The 15,010-nt window shown below is 46.6% G+C and carries 10 protein-coding genes; 9 read left to right on the plus strand and 1 reads right to left on the minus strand.

Going from position 1 to position 15,010, the window contains the following annotated elements:
• Nucleotides 1-31 precede the first annotated feature (31 nt).
• The 3 genes from F8C67_RS02630 to F8C67_RS02640 all read left to right on the plus strand — a co-directional run bounded on the left by F8C67_RS02630 (nucleotide 32) and on the right by F8C67_RS02640 (nucleotide 6,049).
• On the plus strand, nucleotides 32-4,927 hold the full coding sequence (locus F8C67_RS02630) for a S8 family serine peptidase (protein WP_151666235.1): 4,896 nt from the start codon (nucleotides 32-34) through the stop codon (nucleotides 4,925-4,927).
• A 98-nt stretch (nucleotides 4,928-5,025) separates the two neighbouring features.
• The gene (locus tag F8C67_RS02635) at nucleotides 5,026-5,661 is read left to right on the plus strand and encodes a MarC family protein (protein WP_151666236.1); all 636 of its coding nucleotides are present in this window, start codon (nucleotides 5,026-5,028) and stop codon (nucleotides 5,659-5,661) included.
• A 1-nt stretch (nucleotide 5,662) separates the two neighbouring features.
• On the plus strand, nucleotides 5,663-6,049 hold the full coding sequence (locus F8C67_RS02640; RefSeq protein ID WP_151666237.1) for a hypothetical protein: 387 nt from the start codon (nucleotides 5,663-5,665) through the stop codon (nucleotides 6,047-6,049).
• 767 nt (nucleotides 6,050-6,816) lie between these two features.
• Here the strand turns inward: F8C67_RS02640 and F8C67_RS02645 are convergent.
• Nucleotides 6,817-8,331 carry a sodium:solute symporter gene (locus F8C67_RS02645; RefSeq protein ID WP_151666238.1) on the minus strand — a complete coding sequence of 505 codons (1,515 nt, stop codon included), beginning with the start codon at nucleotides 8,329-8,331 and terminating at the stop codon, nucleotides 6,817-6,819.
• Between the two features lie 433 nt (nucleotides 8,332-8,764).
• Between F8C67_RS02645 and F8C67_RS02650 the strand changes: the two genes are divergently transcribed.
• The 6 genes from F8C67_RS02650 (at nucleotide 8,765) to F8C67_RS02675 (ending at nucleotide 14,984) form a co-directional block, all read left to right on the plus strand.
• On the plus strand, nucleotides 8,765-9,370 hold the full coding sequence (locus F8C67_RS02650; protein ID WP_151666239.1) for a hypothetical protein: 606 nt from the start codon (nucleotides 8,765-8,767) through the stop codon (nucleotides 9,368-9,370).
• Between the two features lie 26 nt (nucleotides 9,371-9,396).
• Nucleotides 9,397-9,600: a hypothetical protein gene (locus tag F8C67_RS02655; protein WP_151666240.1), complete on the plus strand. Its 204-nt coding sequence runs from the start codon at nucleotides 9,397-9,399 to the stop codon at nucleotides 9,598-9,600.
• Between the two features lie 70 nt (nucleotides 9,601-9,670).
• The gene (gene recR, locus F8C67_RS02660; RefSeq protein WP_151666241.1) at nucleotides 9,671-10,291 is read left to right on the plus strand and encodes a recombination mediator RecR; all 621 of its coding nucleotides are present in this window, start codon (nucleotides 9,671-9,673) and stop codon (nucleotides 10,289-10,291) included.
• Entirely contained in the window at nucleotides 10,288-11,661 is a 1,374-nt protein-coding gene (locus F8C67_RS02665; protein WP_151666242.1) for a hypothetical protein, read from the plus strand. The genes recR and F8C67_RS02665 overlap by 4 nt, the downstream gene beginning before the upstream one ends.
• Nucleotides 11,658-13,547: a glycosyltransferase family 2 protein gene (locus F8C67_RS02670; RefSeq protein ID WP_170266330.1), complete on the plus strand. Its 1,890-nt coding sequence runs from the start codon at nucleotides 11,658-11,660 to the stop codon at nucleotides 13,545-13,547. Before F8C67_RS02665 ends, F8C67_RS02670 begins: the two co-directional genes overlap by 4 nt.
• Before the next feature lie 90 nt (nucleotides 13,548-13,637).
• Nucleotides 13,638-14,984, plus strand: coding sequence for a dihydrolipoamide acetyltransferase family protein (locus F8C67_RS02675; protein WP_151666244.1), 1,347 nt, complete (start codon nucleotides 13,638-13,640; stop codon nucleotides 14,982-14,984).
• The last annotated feature ends 26 nt before the right edge of the window (nucleotides 14,985-15,010 follow it).

A 15,010-nucleotide genomic window follows, 5' to 3' on the forward strand; every position in this document is an offset into this window, starting at 1 on the left:
ACTCGCACGTTTAACTATATCTATTGTATAGATGAAGAAGCTTTACACGTACTCGCTATTGGCCTTAGGCCTAGCGGCTCAGCCTGCATTTGGGCAAAATGAGCCTAGGTTACTCCTGAATAGCGGTACTTATTCCCTAAATCCTCAGCAATCCTCTGTTTCGCTTTCTGCTACTCAAGAGGAATCGATGACCATGCTGCGCATTGTGCAGTTTAGCCGACCTCTCATTCAGGAAGAACGCGAATGGTTAGAAAACAATGTTGGTGAAATCATCAACTACCTTCCCATCAACGCTTACTCCATGCTATTGCCAAATGGAACAGAGCTAAACGATTTTGGTTCTCTTCCACTTCACGCAGTCGAGAAGTTCTCAGCGGAAATGAAGATATCCGACAGATTGAGAGAATTAAATGTTCCAGATTATGTTTGGCGCGGAGATCGACAAATTGAAGTTGTAGCCGGACTCGTAAAGTACTCGAACACTAGCGCCATCGCACAGCGCATGAGTTCTGAGGGCGTTTCTGTGGTCTCGTATGACCCTGAAAACAACACGATTACGCTCATCATCGATATCGACGATCGTCTGACTATCGCAGCAGACCCTTCCGTAGCCTTTTTGCATGAAGGTGAAGATCCCGGATCTCCAGAAAACTTCAACGCAACAAGATCTGCACGCTCTAGAGCAGTAAATACAAGATACTCGGGTGGTCGAGCTTACGACGGCTCTGGTGTTGTTGTAGGTTTAGGTGACGACGGAGACATTGGTCCACACGTCGATTACTCTGGACGTATCATCGCAAGAAATACGAATGCCAGTTCGGGTGACCACGGTGACCACGTGGCTGGAACAATCTTCGGAGCGGGTAACATTGATCCACTTGCCGCCGGTATGGCCCCAGGTGCAGACATGTTCTACTATCGCTATCCGAGAAACTTGAACAATGTAGATGCCGACTATGCATCACATGCGGTGCGTATCACAAACTCAAGCTACTCAAACGGATGTAATGCTGGATATACCGCGTTCACGCAGCAAATGGATGAGGACATCATCCAAAACCCGAAGCTGATGCACGTATTCAGCGCCGGAAACAGCGGGTCTAGTAACTGTGGTTACGGCGCAGGTGCTGGTTGGGGTAACGTTACAGGTGGACATAAAATCGGTAAAAACGTTATTGCAACGGCAAACATCACTTCTACTGACGCGATTGCGCCTTCTAGCTCACGCGGTCCATCAGCCGATGGTCGCCTGAAGCCCGATATCGCAAGTGTAGGTACCTCGGTTTACTCCACAACCGACCCAGACGATTACACATTTAAGACGGGTACGAGTATGTCAGCCCCTGGTATTGCCGGTGGTATGGCACAAATGTTTGAAGCTTTTGTCTCCTCTCATGGCTCAGAGCCAGACGGTGGATTGCAGAAAGCTTTCTTGATGAACTCTGCTGATGACCTTGGCAACCCTGGTCCAGATTTCATCTACGGTTACGGCCGAATGAACTTGCTTCGTTCTATTCGCGATATCGAAACTGGAAACTTCTTCACAGATTCGGTAACGACTGGACAAGCAGACAGCTTTCAAATCAACGTTCCTGCGAATACAGCAGAAGTACGTGTAATGCTTTACTGGACCGATCCTGCCGCGACACCAGCTGCGGCGCGTGCACTTGTCAACGATCTTGATGCTACACTACGAGCGCCGGGTTCAACGGTATATCAGCCATGGGTACTTGATCCAACTCCAAATGCTACACTGCTCAACGAAAATGCAGTTCGCGCAACGGATACCATGAATAATGCAGAGCAGGTAACAGTAGCGTCTCCTTCTGCAGGGTCATACTGGTTCGTTGTAAACGGAACCAATGTACCACTAGGTCCACAAAAATATTATGTGGTGTACAGCTTCGTACCTGACGCAGTAGAATTGACTTATCCATTTGGAGGAGAAGCTATTGACGCTTCGAACCCAACCACAATTTACTGGGACGCCTCAGTAGGTTCGACTAGCTTTACTCTTGAATACAGTACCGACAACGGCACTTCATGGAGCACGATTGGCACAGCGGGCGCAAATGCGCGTCAGTTGGATTGGAATAACCTTCCAAATGTCGCCACGAATGATCTACTCGTGAGAATCACTCGAGGAACACAAACGGACATGGTTGACTCTCCTGTTACTCTAATTGACGTTCCGAATCGCCTTGGATTAGTGCAGGCTTGTCCAGATAGCTTTATTGTGAGTTGGAACCCAGTAGCCGGAGCTGCTGAATACGAGGTTTACGCGCTTGGACAGAAGTACATGGACAGTATCAACAGAACAACGGATACCTTCCAGATTTTCACGGGCATCCCTCCTACTCAAGAAGTTTGGTGGTCAGTGGCAGCAGTCCCAACTGCAGGTCAACCTGCCGGACAGCGCGCAATTGCTCGCAAGAAAGAATCTGGTTTACAAGGATGCTTGGTGAATACTGACGTAGCCATCGAGTTCGTATCTCCTCAAAGCGGGGTGATTGGTGATTGCCACAACTTGAATACAATTCAGGCAACGGTTGCAATTTCAAACCCTGGTCTCACGGCGATCGATTCAATTCCATTGGCCATTAGCTTTAATGGCGGAACTGCCATGTGGGATACCGTTTATACGCAGATTCCTTCTGGAGGAACGATCAACCACACCTTTACGACGACGTACAATACATCGAGCATCGGTTCATACACCTTTGAGGCTTGGAACTTTATTGCAGACGATGGCAACCGTTATAACGACTCTGCCTTCGTTTCATACGATGTAAACAACGGCGGCACAACTAAATCAGCGCCATACACCCAGAACTTTGATGCATGGACTTCATGTGCCACAACGACGAACTGCGAGGCGGGAGTTTGTAACCTCTTCGACGATTGGAATAACCTTACGAATGGTGGGTTTGATGATATTGATTTCCGCACAAACAACGGAAGCACACCATCGAGCGGTACAGGTCCGTCTTTCGACAATACGCAAGGAAACAATACGGGTAAATACCTATACCTAGAAGCCAGTGGAGGCTGTAGCTTCAAATGGGCATATCTCGTTTCACCTTGTATCGACCTCTCTACGATCACCCTTCCTGAGTTGGAATTCTTCTACCATATGAATGGTGGTGATATCGGTGAACTTCACGTGGATATCTTCAGCAATGGGGTTTGGCATCTGGATGTGGTTACGCCGATTATCGGAAACCAAGGAAACCAATGGATTGGTGAAAACTTGAGCCTAGTCCCTTGGCAGGGACAAATCGTTTCTGTTCGCTTTAGAGCCTCAACAGCGGGCGATTATCAAGGTGACTTGGCAATTGACGATTTCTCTATCACTCAAGCTGCTGGCGCTCCTGTTGCTGCATTCAGTGTGAGCAACCCTACGCCATGCTCTGGAGAGGTGGTTCAAATTACAGATCAAAGCACGAACGTGCCTGCGGGATGGGCATGGACGATCACACCAGGTACACACAGCTTTGTGAATGGAACAAGCGCGACAAGCCAGAACCCAGAAGTTGTATTTAGTGCTTTGGGCAATTACGACATCAAGCTTGTTGCAAGTAATGTGAATGGCGCAGATTCAGTGATTGCTCAGTCTGCCGTAATCGTAGGCAATGGCTTACCTCTTCCTTACGTGGAAGATTTCCAGGGACCATTCCTTCCTGCAGGATGGCAACTCGAAAACCCAGATGGCCTGACCACCTGGGAAGGTCAGAGCTGCATTGGATATGATGGAAATGCTACGATGGCAGTGCGCGTAAACAACTTCGTGTATGGTTCAAATGGTCAGCAGGATAGAATCATTTCACCTTCCATCGATTTGGGAACGGTAACCTCTCCTGCGCTCGTTTACGACCTATCGTACATCGGTACTACCACGAATAAAAACGACCGTCTGCAGATTCAGATTTCTTCAGATTGCGGCAATACGTGGGATGCACCCGTGTTTGATGCGACAGGTACTGCATTAACAACGTTCAATTTCAACACCAACACCGAATTTATTCCTACGGGAAGTGGATTCTGGAAGAGAGATACAATTGACCTATCAAGTTATGTTGGAAACAGTGTCAAGATTAGGTTTATCAACATTACAGATGGTGGTAACGCTCTATATCTTGATAATATCCAGTTGTACGACTTGAGTGTAACTCCACCTAGTTCTGCTTTTACAGCTAACTTGGTAGATAGCTGTTTGGCTAGAACCTACAGCTTCTCGTATAACACGACAGCGGGTACGTCCGTATCTTGGGACTTTGGATCTGGAGCTACACCTGCCACGGCCGTAGGTGCTGGTCCGCATAATGTGACCTACAGCTTCGGTGGTTCTAAGTTGGTTGAAATGACAGCTACCAATGCTGGTGGAACGGTTAGTTCGAATGTCGTTTGGCCAATCAATCAGAAGCCAACGGCTGACTACACCTACGCTTTCGTAACAAATACGAATGGACTAGACGTACAGTTCTCGTCCAACATCAGTAGCGGACAGATTGATACGTACTACTGGGACTTCGGCGATGGGGACACCTCATCTGCTGCAAACCCACTTCATTCCTACACTGTGGGAGGCTCGTACAACATCATGTTGATTACTGAAAACGACTGCGGTCCTGATACGGTTGTGAAGAACATACCTAATGTAAGTGTGATTGAAAACACGCCGACAGATTGGATACTCGCTCCGAACCCAGCAAACAATCAGATTGCTTTGTATGCAACGAATGGCGACCTTGGTGTAGATCATGCGAGCATTTACGACATTTCTGGAAAGGAGTTGATCAGTGAATCAATCCGTGTGAATGAATCAGAAATTCTATTTGATATCTCAACATTGCCAGCTGGAGTTTATCTCCTTCGTGCTCAGACAGAGAATCAAATGCATAGCATGAGATTTGTCGTGCAGCGATAGTATCTCATACTGAGAATAGAATGAAGCCGCTTCAGAAATGAGGCGGCTTTTTTTATTCGGTTTATTTGAATCACACTCCTTTTTTGCAATTTCGCAGTATGGATGGAACACTTAGCTACGCATTGCTCGTTTTCACATCGTTCTTCACGCTGATTAACCCGTTGGGAACGATGCCGATTTTCATGACCATGACCAAAGATTTGGATGTGGCCAACCGAACGAAAACGGCTCGTAAGGCCACTATTGTAGCCTTCTTCACCATTGTAGCTTTTGCATTTAGCGGACAATTGCTCTTTAGCTTTTTTGGTATTTCGGTGAACAGTTTCAGAGTTGTTGGCGGTATTATCTTCTTCCTCATGGGCATGGACATGCTTCAAGCTAGATTGGCCAGAGTGAAGGTTCAGGATGAAGAAGTAAAGAGCTATGTAAACGACATTTCCATCACTCCCCTAGCCATCCCTATGATTTGCGGCCCAGGTGCTATGACCAACGCCATTGTGATGATGGAAGATGCGGATACCACGATCAAAAAGGTCGCATTAATCGCAGTTATAGCAGGTGTAATGCTCCTCACCTACATCATTTTATTCTCTTCAAGTAAGATCATCAAGCTTCTTGGAGAAACGGGTAACACAGTGATGATGCGTCTGATGGGCCTCATCGTGATGGTTATTGCTGTAGAATTCTTCTTCTCCGGTTTAGGTCCAATTCTTCAAGGTATTTTCCCGCAATAGGATGTCGGGTAAAACTATAGTCACCATCGCCTTAGGACTACTGTTCGGCGTTGCTATTTTCTATAGCCTGGGCCCCAGTGATCACCCAAGTATTACAGACTGCACTGTGAATACTCACCATCTGGATTCTACGTGGCACGTTGAATCTACAGGTGACCTGTGGCTGTTCACCGACTTCAATTCCGCACCAAATGTTCGCTATTTGGTTCACGACGCTGATAGCATGGAAATTCTAGCTATTTCTAAGGCTGAGCAAGTAGACATCTGGGAGGTCAACCACTTCTCGCTTCTTGACCCGATGGGCAGCATCAGGTATGTGGCTGGAATTGTGGAGGGAGGAGATACGGTGTACTGGAAAGTGAAAGGATTGAAAGGATCATTTGACTGAAGTCAAATGAAAGGATTACAGCCTATCGGCTGTAAAAGGATCCGCCTATCGGCGGAAAGGATCCCCGCTTGCAGCGGGGAAAGACGTAAAGTCGAAGGTTTAGGAAGAGTATATCTATCTGAAGAGTTTGGAATACTACCATATAGGTAGCAAGGTCCTTCCGCCGATAGCCGAATCCTTTCCACCAGCAGATGGGTCCTTTCCGTCGATAGCCTGACCCTTTCCGCCAACGGGTGGCTTCTTTCCGCCGGCAGGCGGATCCTTTAGCCTGACAACAGGAAGGCTATCCTTTTACCCGACGAAGGAGGGTAACCCTTTTACTAGCAGTCCAATACATCTTCTCTTAGCCTCCCCTTTCCGCCGGCAGGCGGACCCTTTAGCCTGACGACAGGAAGGCTACCCTTTTACCCGACGAAGGAGGGTAACCCTTTCAATACCAACCCAATACATCTTCTCTTAGCGTCGCCTTTCCGCCGATAGGCGGATCCTTTAGCCTGACGATAGGAAGGTTATCCTTTTACCCGACGAAGGAGGGTGACCCTTTCATTCCAAACCAATACATCTTCGATTAGCCTCGCCTTTCCGCCGACAGGCGGACCCTTTAGCCTGACGACAGGAAGGCTATCCTTTTACCCGACGAAGGAGGGTAACCCTTTCATTCCAAACCAATACATCTTCTTTTAGCCTCATCTTTCCGCCGGCAGGCGGATCCTTTAGCCTGACGACAGGAAGGCTACCCTTTTACCCGACGAAGGAGGGTGACCCTTTCATTCCAAGTCCAACACTTCCTCATTTCGCCCAAGCTCCCCAATCTTCCCAAGGCTCAACAGCCAAAGCAAGAACATCATAAATGCGCCATTGAGCAGCAGCAATTCGAAGCCAAAAGTGTAATTGAACCAACGTTCGGAGTTCTCGTACATCACATAGGCGAGTGTCGGACTGGCTATTGCGGCGATTGGGACGAGTTGATCGCGAACGGGCCGCTTATTCATGAGTCCGAAAGCATAAAGGCCGAGCAAAGGTCCATAGGTGTATGTGGCTACGCGGAACAGATCACTAATTACATTCTTAGGTGCGGTGTACTTAAACAGAATGATGACCACGAAGATGACGAGTGACATACCGATGTGCACCTTTCTTCTCAGTGCCTTCACTTCACGGTCATTCGAACTCGTATCCACTTCGAGGATGTCCACAGAGAATGAGGTTGTCAATGAGGTAAGCGCACTATCCGCACTAGAATAAGCCGAGGCGATCAATCCGATAATGAAGAACACCGTCACCACAGCTGGTAGGCCTTCTGTCAAAGCAATGGCAGGATACAGGTCGTCGTTCGCAGCATCGATTCCTATTTTTGCGGCGTAGTCATACAGCAGAATACCGAGCGACAGAAATAGAAGATTGACAAAAATCAACGAAATGCTAAAGCCATACATGTTCTTCTGTGCATCTTTCAGAGAGCGACAAGTAAGGTTCTTCTGCATCATGTCTTGATCCAAACCCGTCATACAAATGGTAATGAACATACCACCGAGAAACTGCTTGAGGAAATGCTGTCCAGAAGCACCGTTAAAGAGAGAGTTCCAAAAGCCACCCTTTTCTTCTCCAAAGAACCAAACCTGTGAATCAGGATGAGCAGAGATATAATCCACCAGAGAGGTGCCCTCAGGAATTAAGGCATCCGACAAATAGTAAACAGTAAGTCCGACTGCCAAAAGCATGAAAAGTGTCTGAAGCGTATCGGTATAGACAATCGTTTTGATGCCGCCTCTAAAGGTATAAACCCAAATCAGCAATATGGTACCAAACACCGTTGCCGCAAAAGGAACTCCAAGAGCATCGAATACCGCCAATTGCAGAACGTTCGCGACCAAGAATAGTCTGAAACTTGCGCCGACTATTCTGGAAATCAAGAAGAAAACAGCACCCGTTTTATAGGTCGAATTTCCGAACCGATCTCTCAGATACGTGTAAATCGAAGTTAGATTCAATCGGTAATACAGTGGCAGTAGAACATGCGCAATAACCACATAGCCAGCGAAATAGCCAAGAACCATCTGCATGTATGCGAACTTGGAATCAGCCACCCATCCCGGTACGGAAATGAATGTAACACCGCTCAAGGATGCTCCGATCATTCCGAAAGCCACCACGAACCATGGTGAGTTTCTATTTCCGGTAAAGAAAGTCTCGTTGCTGTCGTTCTTCCCAGTGATCCTTGCAATCAACAGTAGGATAGCAAAGTAGCCCAGAACGAGAAACAAAATACTCAGTGGTGACATATAGTGCGCTTATGAGGTCAAATATAGGAAAGCAGATGAGTGTAATTCAGTTAACATTGAGATCCAACCTTTCTACATGAAACTCTCATTCACTCTCTTAATCATCACTCTGCTCCCTATTTTATCTAAAGCCGAGCTCATATCATGAAAATTCAATCTGTTAGCGACGATCCACTAGAAAGATGCATGTGATCGGGTTCGAGAATATGGAGGTTGATGCGAAGGAGAAGATTGGGAGCATTGAAAAGAAACATTTCACGGTTCACAAACTACCTGAAATCATACGTGCTAATACGTATTTTGATTATAACCTATTATTAAATCTGATTATTCGATGTAATTTACTTATCAAATCCCTTCCATATTTTCGAATCGAATGGAATCAACTCTGAAATAACGCTTTCTCACTCTCGAATCAAACACACCAATAACCATGAAACAAGTTCTTCTCTTTCTCTTCACCCTAGGTCTGCTTGCATCGTGTAACAGTGACCACGTCACCTCAGCAACAGGACGCGTGTACAACATCAACACGAATATTCCAGTTCCAGGTGCCAAGGTTAAAATAGCCAAACGAATTAGCTCAACATTCAATGTTAGGTATATCGATTTGGACTCTACAACGGCCGATTCACAAGGAAGATTCGACTTGACGGTTACTCAGGATGTATCCAAAAGCCTCATTGTATATGCCGAAAAAGAAGGATACTTCAGCATGCTTTTAGGAAGTCCGAATAGCAATTTAAATGACGATGAGGCAAACTCAATAAATCTATATCCAGTTCCACACGCGTGGGTGAAGATTAACTATGATCAATTGGACCCGAATCATGGGATAGTCGTTGCAAAACCATCAGGATCTGAACGACTTTACAGCATGAGCCTTGCTAGTGATACCTTTGCGATTTCAAGAATATATGGTAGTGGGACAGAAGACATAGATGTATTTTACAATGTCAGTGGAACCCAAATCAAGCATGAACTCATTCCTGTTCAGACAGGGATACATGACACCGTAGAGGTGAATATCGCTTTCTAATTTTTTAATCAAACCTTAATTTACCTATGAAAAGGATTACTTTTCTGTGGTTGGTGCTCTTTGCACTGACTCAGACTTCTTATGCCCAGATCTCACATGTTCTGGATCAAGTTCCGGACAGTGTACTCCGAGAAAATGCGTTCGATGAACTCGACACAAGTTCTCTTCTCACAACCCAGTTCTTATGGGATAGAGACTATCCCGAACACTGTACTTCCCAAACAGCTTGACAATCCATGCCTGTTCGAATTTCTCCCGCTCATTGGAGGTTAAATCCCCCACTCGCCTATCTTTGCTTCAATGCAGTATTCCTCTAAAGTTCTAGAATCCGCTATTCGCGAAATCGCCAAGCTCCCCGGCATCGGGCAACGTACCGCCCTTCGCCTGGCTCTTCACATGCTTCGGCAGGACCCAGAAGAAATGCATCAGCTTTCGGAATCATTAAGACACTTAGTTGACGATGTGGTTTATTGCAAAAAGTGCCACAACATCAGCGATACCGAAATCTGTAACATTTGCGCTGATACCAAACGACAAGAAAACCTCATCTGCGTCGTTGAAGATATCCGTGATGTGATGGCTATCGAACAGACAAGCCAGTATCGAGGCCTTTACCACGTTCTAGGTGGGTTAATCTCGCCCATGGAAGGAATTGGACCAGCCGAACTGAACATCACCTCACTTGTGGAAAGGATTGATAATGAGAATATTGAAGAGGTTATCTTTGCCTTAAGCTCGAACATGGAAGGCGATACCACCACCTTCTACATTTACAAGAGGTTGAGCGAAAAAGAGATTTCCGTATCGACCATTGCTCGTGGCCTAGCCGTTGGCGATGCCCTAGAATATGCAGATGAAATCACCCTTGGAAGATCTCTTCAACACAGGGTTCCCTACGAACAAAGTCTGCGCTCAAAGTGAAAGCCTACGCCCGCATCTACATCTATATCGTAGCCGTTTGGATTGCACTCATTCTAGCGCTCAAACCTTGGTATGGTGTGGAGGAAGACAGCTACACCGCTGCTCATACGGCATACCTCGCGTATGAGTCGGACACCTACCAACTCTCACGTCTACCCGGACATCCAATATTTGAATATGCGCTGAGGTATACTTGGAGTGTGCGCGATATATTTTGGCCCTTCCTCATCGGTATTGGGCTGTTTGTTTCTGCCATATTCACCAAACGAGTCTTTGAAAAGTATTGCGACGATAAGTTCAAGGGTATTCTGCTCGCTGGATTGTTTTTAACTCCGGCTACGGCAATTGCACTTGGAGAAACCATGGAATACACTCTAGCACTGGGCACTTTGACCATGAGCTGGTACTATGGCGATTCCAAGCGGTGGTTCCTGGCCGCCTTACTATTGGCGATTTCGGCCGGACTCCGACTTCCAAACCTCGTTTTTGGTCTGCCCCTTTTCTTCATGATTTGGCTCGGCAGGGATTGGAAACAAGCGGTTGCATTCGCCATATCATCCTTCCTACTTACGGGATTGTTCTACTACCCTGTTTGGAATGAATACGGATTGGCTTTCTTTGACACGTACGACTTGCTGTATCCACCACTGCTTAAAGTCCTATACAAAGGAACTGTAGGAACATGGGGCATCTTAGGAAGCTTCGGTTTGTTAATCGCCATCGCTGGCTTGAACATCAAAAATGCAATCAAATGGCTACGCGAACCATCTCAGTTCCCTTATGCCATTGCCTTGGCCTTTAGTCTCGGACTCTTCCTCTTTCTTCCTGAAAAAAGTGTATTTCTCCTTCCGTTTACGATTCTCTTGGGGGCAACCGTCTTGCGTTTCAGCAAAAAGGCCTTCGCGTACATTGGTTTTGGATTGATGTTGATAAACCCACTCTTTCTTGGAACCGATTTGGTGGATGACCTACGCGGCATTCCTGAGTCAAGAGCCGATGTGGTTGTAAGCGCAGGAAGTCAACAAATGGGAATACAGTTGTTCTTACCAAACCCGCAACTTAAGGCTGAGAATAAAGTGGAAACAACGCTCTTCTTAGCGAGTGAAATCGGACAGATTCAAGAACCCACCCTCGTCATTACCGGATGGTGGTTCCCATTTCTCCAAATGCACTATCTAGAGAATGAGAATCCAAAGCTTCCAGAAGGCGTAGAATTCGTCTACTATGCCGACGCGGAAACGATTCAAAAGGCGATAAGTGAGGGAAAGTCCATACTTTTCACCCCCGAAGCAGAAGTTTATAACGAACAGAGATACGGTCACGACCTAGTCTCCCGTTATGGAAACCCACTACTAAAAGCCTATCCTTGAAGCTTTCGATCGTCATTGTAAACTACAACGTTCGTCACTTTCTAGAGCAATGTCTACGTTCCGTAGAACGCGCCATGGAAGGATTAGACGTTGATGTTTGGGTGGTTGACAACGACTCGCGTGATGATTCTATGAAGATGGTTTCCGACAAGTTCCCTTGGGTTCATCGGATTGAGAATAAAGAGAATGTAGGTTTTGCGGTCGCCAACAATCAAGCTGCAAATCAAAGCAAGGGCGATTATATCTTGCTTTTGAATCCAGACACCATCCTTCCCGAGGACAATTTGCGCCAAGCGCTCGAATACATGTCGGATCACCCAAAATGCGGCGCATTGGGCATACGGATGTTCGATGGAGCTGGCATCTTCTTACCTGAATCAAAACGCGGACTCCCCACACCATGGGTGGCTTTTTACAAGATCTTTGGGTTGAGTTCCATCTTCCCAAAGTCGAAGAAATTCGCGCGTTATCACCTGGGCCATCTGTCCAATGATGAAAACCACCGCGTTGAAATTCTAGCCGGCGCTTACATGTTGATGTCACGCGAAGCTTGGAACAAGGCGGGAGGGCTCGACGAAACGTACTTCATGTACGGAGAAGATATCGACCTCAGCTATTCCATTGAAAAGTCAGGATTTGAGGTTCACTATATGGCCGAACCTTCGATTATCCACTACAAAGGAGAGAGCACTAAAAAGGGAAGTCTGAACTACGTATTCCTCTTCTACAATGCCATGCTCATTTTCGCCCGAAAGCATCTGTCAAAGGGCTATGCGCGCATGTTTAGCCTGCTTATTCGATTGGCGATTTACCTCCGTGCAGGCGTGAGCGTTGCAAAACGAATTGTCCAAAGGATTAGTCTTCCCATCATCGACCTGCTCGTCTTCACGGGAGGAATGCAGGTCATCATTAAATATTGGGAATCCAACCACAGATTTATCGAAGGAGGAAGTTATCCAGATTACTATAAATGGGGCATTACTCCGCTGTATGGAGCGCTCTGGATAATCGGTCTGCTCTTTTTGGGCGGGTACCGAAAACCCATTCAATTAAACCGAATCTTGATGGGCCTTGTGCTCGGAACTGGACTCATATTCGGTATGTATGCCCTAAGCCCTGACGACGTGCGATTTTCAAGAGCGCTCATTCTCTTGGGCGCAGCATGGATGGCATTTGGAGTGCTTTTCTTGAGATTCGGATTGAGCCTTTTCCCTTCACTCGGACTTGGCTTTTGGAAAACTGGACAAACCAGAGCAGGTTTCGTTGGAAAGTCCGAATCCTTTGGAGTGATTAAGTCGATTCTCAGCCATTCAGGAAGACGAGTTGATTTGCTGAAAAGCATTGATGAAAATGAGCTAGATCAGATGCTAGAAGCCTTTGATTTGAACGAGGTGATATTTGATGCTGAACACCTCTCCTATTCTCGGATCATCGAATTGATTCGGAAGTATTCGAGTCGGGGGTATCATTTTCAAATCGCCTATCCGAGTGAGGGCTGGATTATTGGAAGTAACAGTATTCATACTCAAGGCGAAACGGTGGGCTTGAAAAAGTATGCCCTTGCATCGGCGGATTCACGCAGAAGCAAGCGTACGTTTGACTTATCCATTGTTGTATTTCTGTGGATATTGACACCCGTAGCCATCTGGATGCCTAGATTGAGCAAGCTTTGGTGGAATAGTTTTGCGGTGTTGATACATGCAAAAACGTGGGTTGGATATGCCGGAAATGGCGAGGGACTTCCTACGTTGAAGATGGGCGTTATCCCCATCAAACAACTCAACAACAACGGCTTAGAAAAAGAGGTGGATGAAGCATATGCTTCCACGGCTGATATCAATACAGATGCTAGAACGCTTGTTCGGTTCATTCGAACGGGTGCTTGATACGGAACATTCCGTCTATGCTTGAAGGAAAATCCCTCTTTCTCCCCTTCCTTTTTCTTACCTTCGCAGTCGCGAAAAATAACGCATCCTATGGCTCAGTATGAATTGATCATGCCCAAAATGGGCGAAAGTGTAGCAGAAGCTACCATCATCAATTGGCTAAAAGAAGTAGGTGAATCGATTGATATCGAGGAATCTGTACTTGAAATTGCCACGGATAAAGTGGACAGCGAAGTCCCTTCTCCAGTAGAGGGAAAACTCGTTGAGAAGAAATTTGAGGAGAACGACGTCGTTCAAGTTGGTGAGGTTATTGCCATTATTGAAACTGACGGCGCCGATGCACCTGCATCAGAAGCTCCGAAAACCGAAACCAAGACCGACGCATCTAACGAAGTAAAGGAAGCCGCAGCACAAGCTGAAGCCCGCGTAAGCGAGGCTCAAGAAGTGACCGGTTCTATTGCTCGCGAAAGCAATGGTCGTTTCTACTCCCCACTTGTTCGCAGCATTGCCGAAAAAGAAGGTATTCCACAATCTGAACTCGATTCTATCGAAGGTTCAGGTTCAGAAGGTCGTGTAACCAAGCACGATATTCTCACGTATATCGACAATCGCGGTTCAGCTCCTGCTCCTGCAGCTGCTCCGGCTCCAGCTAAATCTGCTCCTGCAGCAGCTCCTGCTAAGGGTGGTGGCCAAATGCCGAAGTACGAGGGAACTATTCCAGTATTCCCTGGCGACGAGATTGTTGAAATGGATCGCATGCGCAAACTTATCTCCGAACACATGGTGATGAGTAAGCACGTTTCTCCACACGTTACAAGCTTTGTTGAAGCCGACGTGACGAACATTGTGAATTGGAGAAATAAGGTGAAGAAAGAGTTTGAGCAAAGAGAAGGTGAGAAAATTACCTTCACTCCAATCTTCATCGAAGCGCTTGTGAAGGCTATCAAAGACTTCCCGAACATCAACGTTTCTGTAGACGGAGATAAACTCGTGAAGCACAAGCCTATCAACATCGGTATGGCGGCTGCTCTACCTACAGGAAACTTGATCGTTCCTGTAATCAAGAATGCAGATCAGCTCAATCTTGTTGGTCTTACAAAGCAAGTAAATGACTTGGCCGCCAGAGCTCGTGCCGGCAAGTTGTCACCAGACGAAATAAAGGATGGTACGTACACCTTGACAAACGTAGGTTCATTTGGAAACGTGATGGGTACGCCTATCATCAACCAACCACAAGTTGCCATTATGGCCGTGGGTGCAATCCAGAAGAAGCCTTCAGTTATCGAAACTCCAGAAGGAGATATGATCGCTATTCGTCACAAGATGTTCCTATCCCACTCTTACGACCACCGCGTGGTTGATGGAGCCCTAGGCGGAATGTTTGTTCGCAGAGTAGCCGACTATCTCGAACAATGGGATCCAAATCGCGAATTGTAAGTAGTGGTTTTAATATATTAGAGGTG

The sequence above is a fragment of the Phaeocystidibacter luteus genome, assembly GCF_008933115.1.
Taxonomy (GTDB): Bacteria; Bacteroidota; Bacteroidia; order Flavobacteriales; family Schleiferiaceae; genus Phaeocystidibacter; species Phaeocystidibacter luteus.